15 protein-coding genes are annotated in these 15,095 nt (G+C 66.9%); 8 read left to right on the top strand and 7 right to left on the bottom strand.

What is annotated here, in order from left to right:
* Positions 1-10 precede the first annotated feature (10 nt).
* The 3 genes from FBZ89_RS09850 to FBZ89_RS09840 form a co-directional block, all read right to left on the bottom strand.
* Positions 11-2,074, bottom strand: a complete 2,064-nt coding sequence (locus FBZ89_RS09850; RefSeq protein ID WP_246172121.1) for a M13 family metallopeptidase — start codon at positions 2,072-2,074, stop codon at positions 11-13.
* 181 nt (positions 2,075-2,255) lie between these two features.
* Positions 2,256-2,726, bottom strand: coding sequence for a TIGR02444 family protein (locus FBZ89_RS09845; protein WP_211115178.1), 471 nt, complete (start codon positions 2,724-2,726; stop codon positions 2,256-2,258).
* Complete coding sequence (locus tag FBZ89_RS09840) at positions 2,719-3,813, bottom strand: ATP-dependent 6-phosphofructokinase (RefSeq protein ID WP_145749832.1); 1,095 nt, start codon at positions 3,811-3,813, stop codon at positions 2,719-2,721. Before FBZ89_RS09840 ends, FBZ89_RS09845 begins: the two co-directional genes overlap by 8 nt.
* Positions 3,814-3,977: 164 nt before the next feature.
* Between FBZ89_RS09840 and FBZ89_RS09830 the strand changes: the two genes are divergently transcribed.
* The 3 genes from FBZ89_RS09830 (at position 3,978) to FBZ89_RS09820 (ending at position 5,894) form a co-directional block, all read left to right on the top strand.
* On the top strand, positions 3,978-4,178 hold the full coding sequence (locus FBZ89_RS09830) for a YdcH family protein (RefSeq protein WP_040848320.1): 201 nt from the start codon (positions 3,978-3,980) through the stop codon (positions 4,176-4,178).
* Positions 4,179-4,353: 175 nt separating this feature from the next.
* Positions 4,354-4,818: a 5-(carboxyamino)imidazole ribonucleotide mutase gene (gene purE / locus FBZ89_RS09825; protein ID WP_040848330.1), complete on the top strand. Its 465-nt coding sequence runs from the start codon at positions 4,354-4,356 to the stop codon at positions 4,816-4,818.
* Positions 4,815-5,894 carry a 5-(carboxyamino)imidazole ribonucleotide synthase gene (locus FBZ89_RS09820; RefSeq protein ID WP_145749831.1) on the top strand — a complete coding sequence of 360 codons (1,080 nt, stop codon included), beginning with the start codon at positions 4,815-4,817 and terminating at the stop codon, positions 5,892-5,894. The genes purE and FBZ89_RS09820 overlap by 4 nt, the downstream gene beginning before the upstream one ends.
* Positions 5,895-5,920: 26 nt before the next feature.
* On the opposite strand, the gene FBZ89_RS09815 is transcribed toward FBZ89_RS09820, so the two are convergent.
* A complete protein-coding gene (locus FBZ89_RS09815; protein WP_145749830.1) occupies positions 5,921-6,487 on the bottom strand; it encodes a TetR/AcrR family transcriptional regulator in 567 nt (188 codons plus the stop codon).
* A gap of 113 nt (positions 6,488-6,600) precedes the next feature.
* On the opposite strand from FBZ89_RS09815, the gene FBZ89_RS09810 reads away from it, so the two are divergent.
* Positions 6,601-6,978: a VOC family protein gene (locus FBZ89_RS09810; RefSeq protein ID WP_145749829.1), complete on the top strand. Its 378-nt coding sequence runs from the start codon at positions 6,601-6,603 to the stop codon at positions 6,976-6,978.
* A 46-nt stretch (positions 6,979-7,024) separates the two neighbouring features.
* On the opposite strand, the gene FBZ89_RS09805 is transcribed toward FBZ89_RS09810, so the two are convergent.
* Positions 7,025-7,216 carry a DUF4169 family protein gene (locus tag FBZ89_RS09805; RefSeq protein WP_145749828.1) on the bottom strand — a complete coding sequence of 64 codons (192 nt, stop codon included), beginning with the start codon at positions 7,214-7,216 and terminating at the stop codon, positions 7,025-7,027.
* 319 nt (positions 7,217-7,535) lie between these two features.
* Between FBZ89_RS09805 and FBZ89_RS09800 the strand changes: the two genes are divergently transcribed.
* The gene (locus tag FBZ89_RS09800; RefSeq protein ID WP_246172120.1) at positions 7,536-8,654 is read left to right on the top strand and encodes a patatin-like phospholipase family protein; all 1,119 of its coding nucleotides are present in this window, start codon (positions 7,536-7,538) and stop codon (positions 8,652-8,654) included.
* Positions 8,655-9,003: 349 nt separating this feature from the next.
* Complete coding sequence (locus tag FBZ89_RS09795) at positions 9,004-10,905, top strand: propionyl-CoA synthetase (protein ID WP_145749826.1); 1,902 nt, start codon at positions 9,004-9,006, stop codon at positions 10,903-10,905.
* 322 nt (positions 10,906-11,227) lie between these two features.
* On the opposite strand, the gene FBZ89_RS09790 is transcribed toward FBZ89_RS09795, so the two are convergent.
* Complete coding sequence (locus tag FBZ89_RS09790) at positions 11,228-11,704, bottom strand: Hsp20 family protein (protein WP_145749825.1); 477 nt, start codon at positions 11,702-11,704, stop codon at positions 11,228-11,230.
* A gap of 407 nt (positions 11,705-12,111) precedes the next feature.
* Here FBZ89_RS09790 and FBZ89_RS09785 point away from each other — a divergent pair, with 407 nt between their 5' ends.
* The gene (locus tag FBZ89_RS09785; protein ID WP_145749824.1) at positions 12,112-12,513 is read left to right on the top strand and encodes a DUF1465 family protein; all 402 of its coding nucleotides are present in this window, start codon (positions 12,112-12,114) and stop codon (positions 12,511-12,513) included.
* 206 nt (positions 12,514-12,719) lie between these two features.
* On the opposite strand, the gene rpmE is transcribed toward FBZ89_RS09785, so the two are convergent.
* Complete coding sequence (gene rpmE / locus FBZ89_RS09780; RefSeq protein ID WP_040848326.1) at positions 12,720-12,941, bottom strand: 50S ribosomal protein L31; 222 nt, start codon at positions 12,939-12,941, stop codon at positions 12,720-12,722.
* 285 nt (positions 12,942-13,226) lie between these two features.
* Between rpmE and FBZ89_RS09775 the strand changes: the two genes are divergently transcribed.
* Positions 13,227-15,065 (top strand): ABC transporter transmembrane domain-containing protein, encoded by a 1,839-nt coding sequence (locus tag FBZ89_RS09775; protein WP_246172118.1) that lies wholly within the window; start codon positions 13,227-13,229, stop codon positions 15,063-15,065.
* The last annotated feature ends 30 nt before the right edge of the window (positions 15,066-15,095 follow it).

Genomic DNA, 15,095 nt, shown 5'->3' with positions numbered 1-15,095 from the left:
CAGGCGCCCGTCACCAGACGCGGCAGGCCTTGTCGCCGGCCACCATCTTGTCGGTGGGCTTGCAGTTAAACGCCTCCGCGAACTCCTTCATGTTCGAGAGGGTGCCGTTCACGCGATACTCACCCAGGGAGTGCGGGTCGGTCTGGGCCTGCAGGCGCCGGTACTCCGGACGCGCCTCGCCGCACCAGACCTGGGCGAAGCCGTAGAAGAAGCGCTGGGCCGCCGTCAGGCCGCCGATCTTCTCATCCTTCTTCGCGCCCAGCCGTTCCATCAGGGCGCGGTAGGCGACACGGATGCCACCGTTGTCGGCGGTGTTCTCACCCAGCTTCAGCTTGCCGTTCTCCTTCACGTCGCCGTCGGCGACATAGCCGCCGTACTGGTCGACCAGGCATTGGGCACGGGTCTTGAACTGGGCCGCGTCGTCGGCTGTCCACCAGTCCTTCAGGTTGCCGTCGCCATCGAACTTGCGGCCCTGGTCGTCGAAGCCATGGCTGATCTCATGGCCGATGACCACGCCGATGGCGCCGTAGTTCACAGCGTCGTCGGCCGCGCTGTCGAAGAAGGGTGGCTGCAGGATGCCGGCGGGGAAGTTGATGTCGTTGTGGGTGGGGGAATAATAGGCGTTGACGGTGGGCGGGGTCATGCCCCACTCGCCCTTGTCCACCGGCTTGCCGATCTTGGCCATGTCGTAGTGGAACTTGAAGGACTCGGCCCGCAGCGCGTTGCCCAGGGCGTCGCCGCGGCTGACCGTCAGGGCGCCGTAGTCCCGCCACTTGTCGGGGTAGCCGATCTTGGCGGTGAAGGCGTCCAGCTTGGCATGGGCCTTGGCCTGGGTTTCCTTGCTCATCCACGTCAGGGTGGGGAAGGTCTCATCCAGCGACTTGCGGATATCGGCCACCATCTGCAGCATGCGGGCCTTCTTCTCCGGTCCGAAGGCGCGGGCCACGAAGTACTTGCCCAGATCCTCGCCCAAGGCGGCGTCGGTGGCGCTGACGCAACGCTTCCATCGGGGCTTCATCTCCTTGGCGCCGCGCATGGTGCGCTCATAGAAGTTGAAGTTTTCCTGCACGAAGGCGTCGGGCAGCCAGTTGGCGTAGGCGCTCAGGGTGCGCCACGTCAGATAGGTCTTGATGTCGGCCAGGCTCAGGCTGTGGATCAGCTCGTTTTCCCGCTTCATATAATCGGGATTGCTGACGTTCAGCGTGGCCGGCTGCTTGACCCCGGCCCCGCGGACGTAAGCCGTCCAGTCGATGGCCGGGTCCAGCTTCCGCAGCTCGGCGAAGGTCTTGATATGATAGCGGTTCTCCGGCTCGCGCATGGCGACGCGGTCCAGCGAGGCGTCGGCCAGGCGCGTCTCGATGCCCATGACCGTCTGGGCCTTGGCGGCCGCGTCGGGCAGGCCGGCCAGTTCCATCATCTTTTGGATGTGGGCGACATAGGCGGCGCGCTGCTGCTTGGACTTCTCGTCGTCGCGGAAATAATAGGGCTTGTCCGGCAGACCCAGGCCACCCTGGTAGACCTCGGCGATGACCTGGGTCGCGTCCTTGTAGTCCTGCTGCTGGCCCACGCGGTGGAAGGCGTTGACGCCGGCGATGTGCAGGTCGACCAGCAGGCCGGTCAGGCCCTTCTTGCTCTTCAGGCCGTTGATGCGGCCCAGCAGGGGCTGCAGCGGCGCCAGACCCCGCGCCTCGATGCCCTTCTCGTCCATGCAGGCGGCGTAGAAGTCGGCGACCCGCTGGCTGTCCGGTGTCGGATGGGTCGCCAGCTTCTCCAACTCGTCGTGCAGCAGGGCCAGGTTGTCGTCGGCCAGCTTGTTGAAGGTGCCCCAGCGCGGCTGGTCCGCCGGGATGGGGTTGCGCTTGTTCCACACGCTGCACGCATGCAGGAAGAAGTTCTCGCAGGGATTGACGTCGTTATCGACCACCGGCATGCCGGCGCCCTGGGGGGGCGATGCCGGCTGGGCGGCGGGGGGCGCCGGGGCCTTGGTGTCGGTGGATTGGCAGCCGGCCAGGCCGGCGGCGGCGATCAGGGCGGCCAGTGCGGCCGATGTGGAAAGGCTGCGTACCCCAGACATGTGATCCATCGTCTGTCGTCTGTTGTTGTCGTTGGGCCCACGGGGTCCCCCTGCCGGCCGGTGCCGCTGCCCACGGCAACCAGGCCAGGGACCCCGAAGGGGTCAAAATCAAGGCCGCCCGAAAATATGATTCCAGGTGAAATGATTTGATGGGGGCGACCCTACCATAGGCATCGCACGGTCAGGAAAGCGCCTTATGTAACCGCTCTGTAACCAAGGCCGCTTCCGGCGGCAGCAGACGCGCCAGATTGTCGCGCAAGGTCCGCTGGCACGGTGGGGCGGGGGCCGGCCAGCCGTCCGCGACCTGTTCCAAGGCCGCCATGTACAGCCGCTCGGCCTCCAGTTCCGCCGCCTTGACTGCCTGACGCAGGGCTTCGTTTTCGGGTGCGCCGGCCGCCAGCGCCTTCAAGGCGCGGCGGGCCTGGCGCAGCGGTTCGATGACGGGCGCGCGCCAGCGGGCGGCGGCCGTGGCGGCTGCGGTCAGATCCGCTTCGGTCAAGGTGTGGCCCCGGCCCGCCGCCCAGGCACCCCACAGCAGCAAGGGCACATCGGCGCCGTGCGCGTCCTGCGCCGCCAGGCATGCCTGGGCGACGCCGGGCCGGGCATAGGCGTCCAGGGCGTAGGGCCAGAAGGCCGCGGGGGAGTCAGGCAACGGGCTCGCCCACATAGATGCCCAGGCCCCGGGCGGTGCGCACCAGTGTGCCGTCCACCTCCACCGCCGCATAGGCCTTGATGGCGTCGGCGATAGGCACGTCGATGACCTTGCGGTTGGACCAGGCCACCATGCGGTCGTACTTGCCCTGGGCGATCAAATCGACGGCGTGCACGCCGAAGGCCGACGCGATCAGCCGGTCGCGGGGGTTGGGCGACCCGCCGCGCTGCACGTGGCCCAGCACGGTGACCCGGGTTTCCGCCCCTGTCGCCTCGGCGATCAGATGGCCGATGTAGCTGCCGATGCCGCCATAGCGCTTCTGCCCGTCGGTGAACTCCTGCCGGGCCTTGCCGCCGCCCGGCAGGGCGGCCGCCTCCGACACCACCACCAGGGCGAAGTTGCGACCCTGGGCGCGAATCTGGCGGATGCGGTTGGCCACCCCGTCCACCGTCCAGGGGATCTCCGGCAGCAGGATGACGTCGGCACCACCGGCGATGCCGGCCGCCAGCGCGATGTGGCCGGCGTCCCGTCCCATGACCTCCAGCACCATGACGCGGGCGTGGCTGGCGGCCGTGGGCTGCAGGCGATCCAGCGCCTCCGTCGCCACGGCCACGGCAGTGTCGTAGCCGACGGAGACCTCGGTCAGGCCCAAATCGTTGTCGATGGTCTTGGGGATGCCCACCAGGTTCAGGCCGCCCTCCTGCGCCAGGCGGCGCAGGATGGCCAGGCTGCCGTCGCCGCCGATGCCGATCAGCGCGTCCAGGCCCAGTTCCCTACAGCCGCTGATGATTTCCTGCGACCGGTCCCTCTTCGTTCCGTCGGGCATGGGGTAGGCGAAGGGATCGCCCTTGTTGGTCGTGCCCAGCACAGTGCCGCCCTGGCGCAGGATGTTCCCGTCCACATGCGCCGGCAGCAGCACGCGGTGGCGCACCGGCCGGTCCAGCAGCCCGTGCGTGCCTTCCTCGATGCCCAGCACCTGCCAGCTGTAGGTGGTGACGGCGCGGTGGACCACGGCGCGGATGACGGCGTTCAGGCCGGCGCAATCACCGCCGCTGGTCAGGATGCCGATGCGCTTGCCGCTGCTCATACCTGTGCCCATCCTTTGACGAAATGATGATCGAGACGTGAGTTTGAGGAAAACCGGACCTGCCCGCAATCGCCGAGAGGCATGCCGAAAGGCAGCACCCCTATCGCCGGATTTCTGGTATAGATCGCCCGGTGATCGAGATCAGCGAACGCTAAAAGGCACGGATGACTGAACAACACACCCTGAAGGAGAAGCTGGCGACGCTTCGGGTGGAGCATCGTGACCTCGACGACATCATCACCCGCCTGACGGGCCAGTTCCCGGTGGATCAGTTGCAGATCCAGCGGCTGAAGAAGCGCAAGCTGCTGCTCAAGGACTTGATCGCCCGCCTGGAAAGTGAACTGCTGCCCGACATCATCGCTTGATGTCATTTTCCATCCTGGGCAGGCCCTGCGGGGCCCCCGTCCGGGCGTGGCCGGCATGCGGTGCCGGCACTTGCAAGGCCGCTTGCCCTTCCTATAATCCGGCGCTTCCTTTAGTCCGGGGGGAGCAACACCGGTGAGCCAGAAGCCTGAAAGCGCGCCGCTGGTCGGCATCATCATGGGCAGCCAGTCTGATTGGGCGACCATGCGCCACGGCGCCGCCGTGCTTGAGGAATTGGGCGTCCCGTTCGAGACGCGCATCGTCTCCGCCCATCGCACCCCGCACCGCCTGGTCGATTACGCCACCACCGCCCGCGATCGCGGCCTGAAGGTCATCGTCGCCGGCGCCGGTGGTGCCGCGCACCTGCCGGGCATGGCGGCCGCCATGACCCCGCTGCCCGTGTTCGGCGTGCCGGTGGAAAGCCACGCGCTGAAGGGCATGGACAGCCTGCTGTCCATCGCGCAGATGCCGGGCGGCATCCCTGTGGGCACCCTGGCCATCGGCAAGGCCGGCGCCATCAACGCCGCCTTGCTGGCCGCCGCCGTCCTGGCGCTGAACGACAAGCGCCTGGCCGACGCCCTGGACGCCTGGCGCGCCGCCCAGACCGATCGCGTGGCCCTGGAACCCCGGGACGAGGAATGACCCTTCCCCCCCTCACCGTCGTCCCGCCGGGTTCGACCATCGGCATGCTGGGCAATGGCCAACTGGGCCGCATGACGGCGTTGGCCGCCGCCAACCTGGGTTACCGCACCCATGCCTACGGGCCGGACAGGGACAGCCCCTGCGCCCAGGTGGTGTCGGTTGAGACCCTGGCAGCCTTCGATGACTGGGCGGCGCTGGAGGCCTTCGCCAAGGCCGTCGATGTCGTGACGCTGGAGTGGGAGAACATCCCCACGGCCACCATCGACTTCCTGGCCGCCCGCGTGCCGACCTTCCCGGGCGCCCACGTCCTGGCCGTGGCCCAGGATCGCCTGGAAGAGAAGACCTTCGCCAACAATCTCGGTATCGGCACCGCGCCCTTCCGCGCGGTGACCGGCGTCGACAGCCTGCGCGCCGCCGTGGCCGACCTGGGCACGCCGGCTATCCTCAAGTCCGCCCGCATGGGCTATGACGGCAAGGGCCAGGTGCGCCTGGGGCCCGACAGCGACCTGGTCGCCGCCTGGGAGGCGCTGCGCACCGACAGCGCCGTGCTGGAGGGTTTCGTCACTTTCGCCTGCGAGGTTTCGGTCATCGTCGCGCGCCGCGCCGATGGCGTCATGGCGGCCTTCCCGGTGGTGGAGAACCGCCACGCCAAGGGCATCCTGGATGAGACGCTGGTGCCGGCGGCCGTGACCCCGGCGGTGGCGGCCGAGGCCGCGCGCATCGCCCGGACGCTGACGGAGGCGCTGGGCGTCGTCGGCCTGCTGGCGGTGGAGATGTTCGTGACGCCGGACGGCCAGGTGCTGGTGAACGAGGTGGCGCCCCGGCCGCACAATTCCGGCCACTGGACCATGGATTTCTGCGCCACCAGCCAGTTCGAGCAGCTGGTGCGCGCCGTCTGCGGCCTGCCCTTGGGCGCCACCGACATCACGGCGCCCTGCATGATGAAGAACCTGATCGGCGACGCCGCCGACCAGTGGCACGACCTGCTGGCCGAACCCGGCGCCCGCCTACACCTCTACGGCAAGGCGGAGGCGCGGCCAGGCCGCAAGATGGGGCATGTCAACCGCCCGAGATAATCGGGCGGGCGTTACCTTGGCTTTGGCTATCGAATTGCCGCTTCGATGACCGCATCGATGAAACGGTCGTCCATCCCCTCCTTGGCGAACCAGCGGCGGAAGAAGAAGGGCCCGACCAGCAGGGCGACGACATCGTTGGTGACGCGGTCCCGGGGAACCTCTCCTTTAGCCTTGGCGCGTTCTATAATGGCCTCAAATGGCGCCATGAAGGTCTTGTGCAGCGCTGCCTGCATGGTGCTCAGCTCGCCGTCGCGCTCTGCCGCGTCAATGATCGAGGGATAAACGGAACCCCAGTTCGCCGTCTGCAGCTGATGGGCGAGGTGAGAGAGCAGGGCCCGGGCATCCCCTCGCAGGCTGCCGGTGTCGGGCGCGACGGGCGTGCCCCCCAGCCGGGAACAGGCATCGATCAGCAGGGCCGAGCGCGAGGGCCAGTGGCGATAAATTGTCGTCTTCGAAATCCCCGAGATGCGGGAAACTTCATCGACGCTCACCCCGGCGATCCCGCTGTGCACCAACTGCCGGTAGGTTTCGGCCAGCACTTTCGCTTTCGAGCGCTCGACCCGCTTATCCGTGATCTGCGTAGGCCCCGACATGGGACTCCTTCCTCTCTTGACAGGAAACAGTACGCTACCGTAGCGTATCATAATAACGATGGCGTTCACTATCGAAGCCCCGGTATGGCGCCGCAAGTGGAAAGGATGCCCCCATGAAGTTCGCCTACACGCGCCTCGTCACCGAAGACGTTCCCAAGCTCGCGGCGTTCTACGAGAAGCTGCTGGCAACGCCATCGACCGGTAACGACGATTATGTGGAGTTCCGCCCTGGGGGCGCGATCCTCGCGCTGGCCAGCCGGAAGGCCTGTGAATTCATGCATGGCGGGGATTGGGTCGCCGGTTCCAACCAATCGGCGATCCTGGAATTTCAGGTCGATGACGTCGATCGGGAGCGTGACCGTATCGACACCCTTGTGACCAACTGGTTGCAGCAGCCCAAGGACATGCCTTGGGGCAACCGCTCCATGCTGTTCTGCGACCCTGATGGCAACATGATCAACTTCTTCCGGCCTTCTGCCGCGAACAGCTGAGTTTATCGCTGCCTGGGATGCCTGGAACCTGTTCGGCTTCCTGTCCCTAGTCGTCGCTGTCGGCGGGGTCCAGCTTCTTGCCATCCAGGTCCGCCATCTGGCTGTCCTGGCGTTTTTGCTCGGCCGTGCGCTCGGCCTTGGTGCGGCCGTGGACGACGCGGTTCTCGGCCGCCTTGGCCTCCCGCTCTTCCTTGGCCTTCTGCTTACGGAACCGGTTCAGGTTGACTACGTCGCCCACGGCCGTCTTTCCCTCGTCATGATGCTCTGGAACGCCTGATCGCTGAGGATGGCGGTCGGGCGTCGTCCCCAAAGGGCGGGCCCGGATGTCCCCGGATGCCATTGCGTCTCAAGTCACTAACCTAACCTTAACCCAGGTTCAGCATTGTTCAAGACGGGTTTGTTCCGCCACCCGTATCGCGGTATGAATTAGCCCACGAATTGGGCGGCATTTTGTCGATAAGCCCAGGCAATTGTTAACCATGTTGGTCCCGGCGGACCGGCGAATTCTGTGCTTCGCCTTCAATGCTGGGCCGCTTTTCTTCGAGGGTCAGGGCGGTATGGACGGTTCTGTGGGCGATGTGGCCAAGCGGCGGCGGCGGGCGACACCGGTGTCTCCGACTCCGGCGGCCCCTCCGGTAACCGGGGCGCCGGCGCGGCGCACGATCAATCTGGCGCTGCAGGGCGGCGGCTCCCACGGGGCCTTCACCTGGGGTGTGCTGGACCGCCTGCTGGAGGATGGCCGGCTGGATGTCGAAGGCATCAGCGGCACCAGCGCCGGCGCCGTCAACGGCGCGCTGCTGGCCTATGGCCTGTTGACCGGCGGGGCGGAGGGGGCGCGCGCCCTGCTGCACCGGCTATGGCGGCGCATGGCCAAAAGCTCCGCCACCGGTCCGCTGCAGCCCACCTGGCTGGATTGGATGACGGGCGGGGCCGGACGGCGCAACCTGGACCATTCCCCCGTCTATGCCGGCCTGGACATGATGGTGCGTATGATGTCGCCCTATCAGTTCAACCCGCTGGGCCTGAACCCCATGCGCGACGTGCTGGACGGGCTGATCGACTTCGACGTGCTGCGCCGGTCCGACAGTGTGCGCCTTTTCGTCAGCGCCACCAACGTCAACCGCGGCCAGCTGCGGGTGTTCAAGGGCGCGGACTTGTCCATCGAGGCGCTGCTGGCCTCGGCCTGCGTGCCCATCCTGTTCCAGGCGGTGGAGATCGAGGGCGAGCCGTACTGGGATGGCGGCTATATGGGTAACCCGACGCTTTATCCCCTGCTGCATGATTGCACGGCGACCGACATCCTGGTGGTGCAGGTTACGCCGCTGCAGCGGCCCGCCGTGCCCACGGCCCCGAGCGCCATCGTCGATCGCATGAGCGAGATCGGCTTCAACGCCACCCTGTTGCGCGAGCTCAAGTCGCTGGAGCTGGTGAACCGCCTGTGCGCGGACCACGGCATCGACCCGGCGGAGGCCGGCGTGCGCCCCGTCTACCTGCACATGGTGGAGCCTGGGCCGGGCATGGCGGATCTGGGCGTCTCCAGCAAGCTGAACGCCGACTGGGGCTTCCTGACCGAGCTGCGCGACATGGGACGTGCGGCGGCCGGAGACTGGCTCACCCGCTGCTATGGCCAGGTGGGCCGTGAAAGCAGCTTCGCGGCGGGCCGGGCGATCATCTGACGTGCCGTCTGTCGGGGCACCACCTTGGACGTCACGGTGGCTTCGCGCCCCTTCTTAAGGGGCGGCGGCGGACGCCTGGCTATACCGTCCAGCCGATTCGACTGATCTTTCAAGTCCTTTGGCGCCCCAGCCTTCTCCCACATGCACGTCCGCCCTATGCCACCCGCCGCCGCACTGCCCTGTCCTTTCGGGTGAGCGGGGCGGTTTCGTGTTGGCCCTCGTCACCGAGCCGGTAAGATGAAGGCAGGCCGTTGATCTGTCTCATGGTCGTCCCCCTGGGCGGCCTGCGATGGTGGCGGGACCAAGTAAGAATAGGGGGCCTCCGGGGTCCCTAAAGGGGGGTAAGCGGATGAGCGGACGCTATGCGGAAGTGTACAACCGGTCCCTGGACGATCCCGAGGGCTTCTGGGGAGAGGCCGCGCGGGCCATCGACTGGATCCGCCCCTGGGATCATGTGCTGGATGATAGCCGCGCGCCCCTGTTCCGCTGGTTCGCTGGCGGGCAGCTGAACACCTGTTGGAACGCGCTGGACCGTCACGTGGCGGCGGGGCGGGGGGACCAGGTGGCGCTGATCCATGACCGGCCCATCACCAACACCGTGGTCACATACACCTATCGCGAGCTGCTGGACCTGACGGCGCGCTTCGCCGGCTTGTTGGCGGCCCAGGGGGTGGGGAAGGGTGACCGGGTCATCCTCTACATGCCCATGGTGGCCGAGGCGGCCGTCGCCATGCTGGCCTGCGCCCGGTTGGGCGCCATCCATTCCGTCGTCTTCGGTGGATTCGCCGCGCGTGAGCTGGCCACCCGCCTGGACGACGCCAAGCCCAAGGTGGTGGTGTCCGCCTCCTGCGGAATCGAGGGCGCCCGCGTTATTCCCTACAAGCCCCTGCTGGACAGCGCCATCGACCAGGCGACGCACAAGCCGACCTGCTGCATCATCCTGCAGCGGCCGCAGGAACAGGCGCCCCTGAAGCCTGGCCGCGACATCGACTGGACAGAGGCCGAAACGGCGACGCCGCACGATTGCGTGCCGGTGGCCGCCACGGACCCGCTGTACATCCTGTACACCTCCGGCACCACGGGTCAGCCCAAGGGCGTGGTCCGCGACAACGGCGGCCATGCCGTGGCCCTGAAATGGACCATGGAACATTTTTATGGGCTGAAACCGGGGGAGGTGTTTTGGGCGGCCAGCGACGTGGGCTGGGTGGTCGGGCACAGCTACATCGTCTATGGCCCCCTGCTGCAGGGCGCTACCACCGTGTTGTATGAGGGAAAGCCTGTGGGGACGCCGGACGCCGGCGTTTACTGGCGGGTGATCAGCCAGCACAAGGTGGCCATGCTGTTCACCGCCCCCACCGCCCTTCGCGCCATCAAGCGTGAGGATCCGGAGGGCCTGCTGCTCAAAGGGCATGACCTCAGCCATTTCCGCCAGCTGTACCTGGCGGGGGAACGGTCGGACAGCGACACCCTGCGCTGGGCGGAAGCCCATCTGAAGGTGCCGGTCATCGACAATTGGTGGCAGACGGAAACCGGCTGGCCGGTGGCGGGCAACCCGGTTGGGCTGGGCCTCATGCCCGTCAAGCATGGCTCCGTCACCCGGCCGCTGCCAGGTTGGGATGTGCGGGTGCTGGACGGGCAGGGGCACGAGGTGCCGGCGGGCACGCTGGGGGCGGTTACCATACGCCTGCCGCTGCCGCCGGGTGCCCTGCCCACGCTGTGGAACGCGGAGGAGCGCTTCATCCGCAGCTACCTCTCCGAATATCCGGGTTTCTACCAGACCTCGGACGCCGGCTATGTCGATGAGGACGGCTACCTGTTCATCATGGCGCGCACCGACGACATCATCAACGTGGCCGGCCACCGCCTGTCCACCGGCGCCATGGAAGAGGTGTTGGCCGGTCATCCCGACGTGGCGGAGTGCGCCGTCATCGGCGTGCACGACGCGCTGAAGGGTCAGCTGCCTCTGGGCTTCCTGGTGTTGAAGGCTGGGGTGACCCGCGGTCACGAGACCATCGTGGCCGAGGTCGTGCAGCGGGTGCGGGAGGTCATCGGCCCTGTCGCCGCCTTCCGCCAGGCCCTGGTGGTGGAGCGGCTGCCCAAAACCCGCTCAGGGAAAATCCTGCGGGCGACCATGCAAAAGATCGCGGACCAGGAGGCCTGGGCGATGCCGGCCACCATCGATGATCCGGTTGTTCTAGAGGAAATCGGGGCGGCCCTGACCACTGCCGGATTCGGGCGGAAAACGATTTAGAATCAATGAGGTGTGAGCCTGCACCTGCCGCTTCTGGGTGCCTTCCATGTGGCAAAATTGTGACGGTGCGTTGACTGATCTGCGGTCTTCGTTGCCGAAGTGGGTTGACTGGCCCGCGTGCCCTGCATACCGTCCGTTTCGAAGTTTGGTACGGGTTGAACGGGCGGGCAAAATCAGGCAGCCGGAAAACCGGCGCCGCTGGGAATGCGAAAGGGCCGCAGCGCAATAGCTGCGGCCCTTTCCATTTTTACGTTCCGAAAACGCGGTGGCTGGAAGGGTCAGGACGATTACCCGTCCTGACCCTTCCCGGCCTTGTGAAGGCTTAGTTGGCCGCCTGCCCGGTGGGCAGGGCGGTCGAGCTCTGGCCCAGGTTGGCGATGGGGATATGGCGCGGCTTTGCCGTCTCCGGCACCTCCCGCACCAGGTCGATGTGCAGCAGGCCATTTTCCAGCGCCGCACCCGTCACCCGGATATGCTCGGCCAGCTGGAAGCGCCGCTCGAAGGCGCGGCCGGCGATGCCCCGGTGCAGGTACTGTGTCTGCGGGGCGGCCTGGTCATCCTTGCGGGACTTGCCGATGACCGTCAGCGCGTTCTCCTGCGTCACGATGTCGATCTCTTCCTGGCTGAAGCCCGCGACCGCCATGGTGATGCGATAGTCGTCGTCCCCGCGCTTCTCGATGTTGTAGGGCGGGTAGGCGTTGCCCTGGTCCTCGGTCTTCAGCGCCGACTCCATCAGGCGGGTCAGGCGGTCGAAACCGACGGTGGAACGGAACAGCGGGGACAGGTCGTAACTGCGCATGATAATCCTCCGGTAGAGCGATCACCCCGGCCCCTTGGGCGCCATCCTGGCCGTCCCGTTGGGTGGGGTTTCATGCCGGCTCTAGGAACCCCTCCTGGGCATTCCCGCCGACGCAATTTCATCTGTGAACGCCCTTCGCGGATTTCAATAGGGGCCGGAATCCGAAAAATGGAGGACGCCCGGGCTTGGAAACCCGCCGCCCTATTTCCGAAGATTTAAGCCTTTGGTGGCACCCTGAAGCGTCATCGGCTGTGATCAGAAGGTGACCCCAACCCGCCGCGTATTGCGGGTTTGGGCATTTCGACCCTACAGTTGTCGTCCGTGCCCGGGTTATCCCCCGCCTGAGTTACGCCCAAGGGACCACCCCCCGTGCGGCATCCAGGTCCAGCCCGGAGAAAGGTTCCTCGTTGCTCGAGTCCAATGCCTTTTTCGACCGGACGTACGAGGAGACGATGGCCCTCCTGGTTGAGGCGCGCAACTACGTGGCCTTCCAGGAAGCCAAGGACCAGCGGGGGTTGCCACCCCAGGTCCGATTGCAGATCAGCTACGAATCGCTGCGGGTCACCAGTCGGCTGACCCAGGTCATGGCCTGGCTGCTGGCCCTGAAGGCCGTGCATGCCCATGAGCTGACGGCTGACCAGGTGCTGGGCGAACAGTTCGCCCTGTCCGGTGGCACCATTTGCAGCGACCCTTCGGGTCCCGACAATGGCGAGCTGCCGACCGGCCTGCGCTCCCTGCTGCAACGCAGCCACAGCCTGTACATGCGCGCCGAACGCCTGGAAGACCAGTACCGCCGCAGCGTGGCTTGACGCTTTCGCCTCAGGCGCCGGCAGGCGCATCCGCGCCTTTGGCTGTCCTCGATTTCCAGTCCGCCTTCGGCTCCCCGAAATCTCCTGGGCCGGCGGCCGCAGGCCCAGGCGTCTTTCACTGGCGCGCGGGCAGCAAAAAAGAGCGCCCCGAATGGGACGCCCTTTTTTGAAAGCGTGAGCGACGTGCGGCGTGGGCCGCCCGCAGCTTACTTCAGGCCCAGGCCCGAGAAGCGGCGGTTGAACTTGGCGATCTGGCCGCCGGTGTCGACCAGCTTCTGCACGCCCGTCCACGCCGGGTGCGACTTCGGGTCGATGTCCAGGCGCAGCGTGTCGCCGGCCTTGCCCATGGTGCTCCGGGTCTTGAACGAGGTGCCGTCGGTCATGACGACGGTGATCTCATGGTAGTCCGGGTGAATGTCAGCTTTCATGATCGCCCAAGTCCCAAAACAAAAATCTCGAAATGCGAAGCCGGGCTTATAGCCAAAACCGTCCCCGGGATCAACACCCGATCGTGCGCTTCTCATACGCACGACACCACAACCACGCATGGCTGACGCCCCGTGGCGATGAAGGAAAGGGTTGGCGATGGTTGCCCCACGGCCTTGGACGCATTACCTAAGCCATCACGCGCGCGGGGCCAAGCTGATTGTTCGGGGACGCTTGAATAATGGGACGGTTCCGCGCCCCGCTCAGACAGATTGGGAACATCGCCGGTGACCGACGCCACCCTGACACCCACCCCGGGCACGCCCGCCCCGGGGCGCAAGTCCCTGCGGCCCCTGGCCTTTCTGCTGCCCTTCGTGCGGCCTTACATTTGGCGCTCGGTGGGGGCGGGCATCGCGCTGCTGCTGGCGGCGGCCACCACCATCGGCATGGGCCGCGGCCTCCAGGCGGTGGTGGACCAGGGCTTCGTCACCAGCAACCCGCAACTGCTGGACCACGCGCTGTTGGTCATGCTGGGCGTCATCCTGGTGCTGGCCGGGTCCACCTACGTGCGATTCTCCCTGGTTTCTTGGGTGGGCGAGCGGGTGGTGGCCGATATCCGGCGGGCGGTTTTCGACCATCTGGTGACCTTATCGCCCGGATTCTTCGAATCGACCCGCACGGGTGAGGTGCTGTCGCGCCTGACCACCGACACCACCCTGCTGCAGACGGTGGTGGGCTCCACCGTTTCCATCGCCCTGCGCAATTCGCTGATGCTGATGGGCGGCCTGATCATGCTGGCCATCACCAGCGCCAAGCTGACGGGTCTGGTGCTGATCGTCGTGCCCCTGGTGGTGCTGCCCATCGTCATTCTGGGCCGCAGCTTGCGCAAGCTCAGCAAGGCCAGCCAGGATCGCGTGGCCGACGTGGGCGCCCAGGTGGATGAGACGCTGGGCGGCATCCGCATCGTCCAGGCCTTCGGGCATGAGGCCATCGAGACGGCGCGCTTCGGCGACCGCGTGGAGGATGCCTTCACCACCGCCGTGCGCCGCATCCGCGTGCGGGCATTGATGGCCATGATCATCATCTCGCTGGTGATGGGGGCCATCGGCGTCATCCTGTGGATCGGTGGGCACGACGTGCTGGCCGGCCGCATCTCCGCCGGCCAGCTCTCCGCCTTCATCTTCTATTCCGTGCTGGTGGCCGGCGCCGTGGGCGCCATCTCGGAAGTCACCGGCGAACTGCAGCGCGCGGCCGGCGCCATGGAGCGGCTGGTGGACCTGCTGGAAACCAAGCCTGACATCGTCGCCCCGCCCAACCCGGTGGCGCTGCCCACCCCGGCCATCGGCACCGTGGCGTTCGAGGGCGTGCGCTTCCACTACCCGGCGCGGCCCGACCATGCCGCGCTGGAGGGCCTGGACCTGACGGTGGCGCCGGGCGAGACCGTGGCCATCGTCGGCCCCAGTGGCGCCGGCAAGACCACCCTGTTCCAGCTGCTGCTGCGCTTCTACGACCCCCGGGACGGCCGCGTGCTGGTGGATGGCGTGGACGTGCGCACGGCCACTCCGGCCGACGTGCGCGCCCGCCTGGGCATCGTCCCGCAGGAGGCGGTGATCTTCTCCACCAACGCGTGGGAGAACATCCGCTACGGCCGTCCCGACGCCACGGACGAGGAGGTGCGCGCCGCCGCCCGCGCCGCCCACGCGCTGGACTTCCTGGAGGCCTTGCCCGAGGGTTTGGGCACCTATTTGGGGGAAAAGGGCGTGCGCCTGTCCGGCGGCCAGCGCCAGCGCATCGCCATCGCCCGCGCCATCTTGCGCAACCCCAAGATCCTGCTGCTGGACGAGGCGACCTCCGCCCTGGACGCGGAGAGCGAGCGTGGGGTGCAACTGGCCCTGGAAACCCTGATGAAGGACCGCACCACCCTGATCATCGCCCACCGCCTGGCCACCGTGCTGAATGCCGACCGCATCATCGTCCTGGACAAGGGCAAGATTGTCGCCAGCGGCCGGCACGAGGAACTGATCCGTCAGGGCGGCCTCTACGCCCGCCTGGCGGCGCTGCAGTTCGATGCTGCCGGTGGGGCGGCCAAGGGGGCGGGTGAGGGAGCCGGCGAGGCGGCGGAGTAGGGCCACGCTCGAATGGACTGGAATTCATAG

Origin of the sequence: Nitrospirillum amazonense (assembly GCF_007828045.1) — a bacterium.
In the GTDB taxonomy this organism is placed as follows: domain Bacteria; phylum Pseudomonadota; class Alphaproteobacteria; order Azospirillales; family Azospirillaceae; genus Nitrospirillum; species Nitrospirillum amazonense_C.
Note: the sequence above shows the minus strand (reverse complement) of the source record. Positions and strands in the feature narration are given on the sequence as shown.

Bases quoted from the DNA above. Each gene is read 5' to 3' on its own strand.
- purE (WP_040848330.1), top strand. From the start codon at position 4,354: ATGGGCAGCCAGTCTGATTGGGCGACCATGCGCCACGGCGCCGCCGTG.
- FBZ89_RS09820 (WP_145749831.1), top strand. From the start codon at position 4,815: ATGACCCTTCCCCCCCTCACCGTCGTCCCGCCGGGTTCGACCATCGGC.
- FBZ89_RS09815 (WP_145749830.1), bottom strand. From the start codon at position 6,487: ATGTCGGGGCCTACGCAGATCACGGATAAGCGGGTCGAGCGCTCGAAA.
- FBZ89_RS09795 (WP_145749826.1), top strand. From the start codon at position 9,004: ATGAGCGGACGCTATGCGGAAGTGTACAACCGGTCCCTGGACGATCCC.
- FBZ89_RS09790 (WP_145749825.1), bottom strand. From the start codon at position 11,704: ATGCGCAGTTACGACCTGTCCCCGCTGTTCCGTTCCACCGTCGGTTTC.
- FBZ89_RS09830 (WP_040848320.1), top strand. From the start codon at position 3,978: ATGACTGAACAACACACCCTGAAGGAGAAGCTGGCGACGCTTCGGGTG.
- rpmE (WP_040848326.1), bottom strand. From the start codon at position 12,941: ATGAAAGCTGACATTCACCCGGACTACCATGAGATCACCGTCGTCATG.
- FBZ89_RS09810 (WP_145749829.1), top strand. From the start codon at position 6,601: ATGAAGTTCGCCTACACGCGCCTCGTCACCGAAGACGTTCCCAAGCTC.
- FBZ89_RS09840 (WP_145749832.1), bottom strand. From the start codon at position 3,813: ATGAGCAGCGGCAAGCGCATCGGCATCCTGACCAGCGGCGGTGATTGC.
- FBZ89_RS09800 (WP_246172120.1), top strand. From the start codon at position 7,536: ATGGACGGTTCTGTGGGCGATGTGGCCAAGCGGCGGCGGCGGGCGACA.
- FBZ89_RS09850 (WP_246172121.1), bottom strand. From the start codon at position 2,074: ATGTCTGGGGTACGCAGCCTTTCCACATCGGCCGCACTGGCCGCCCTG.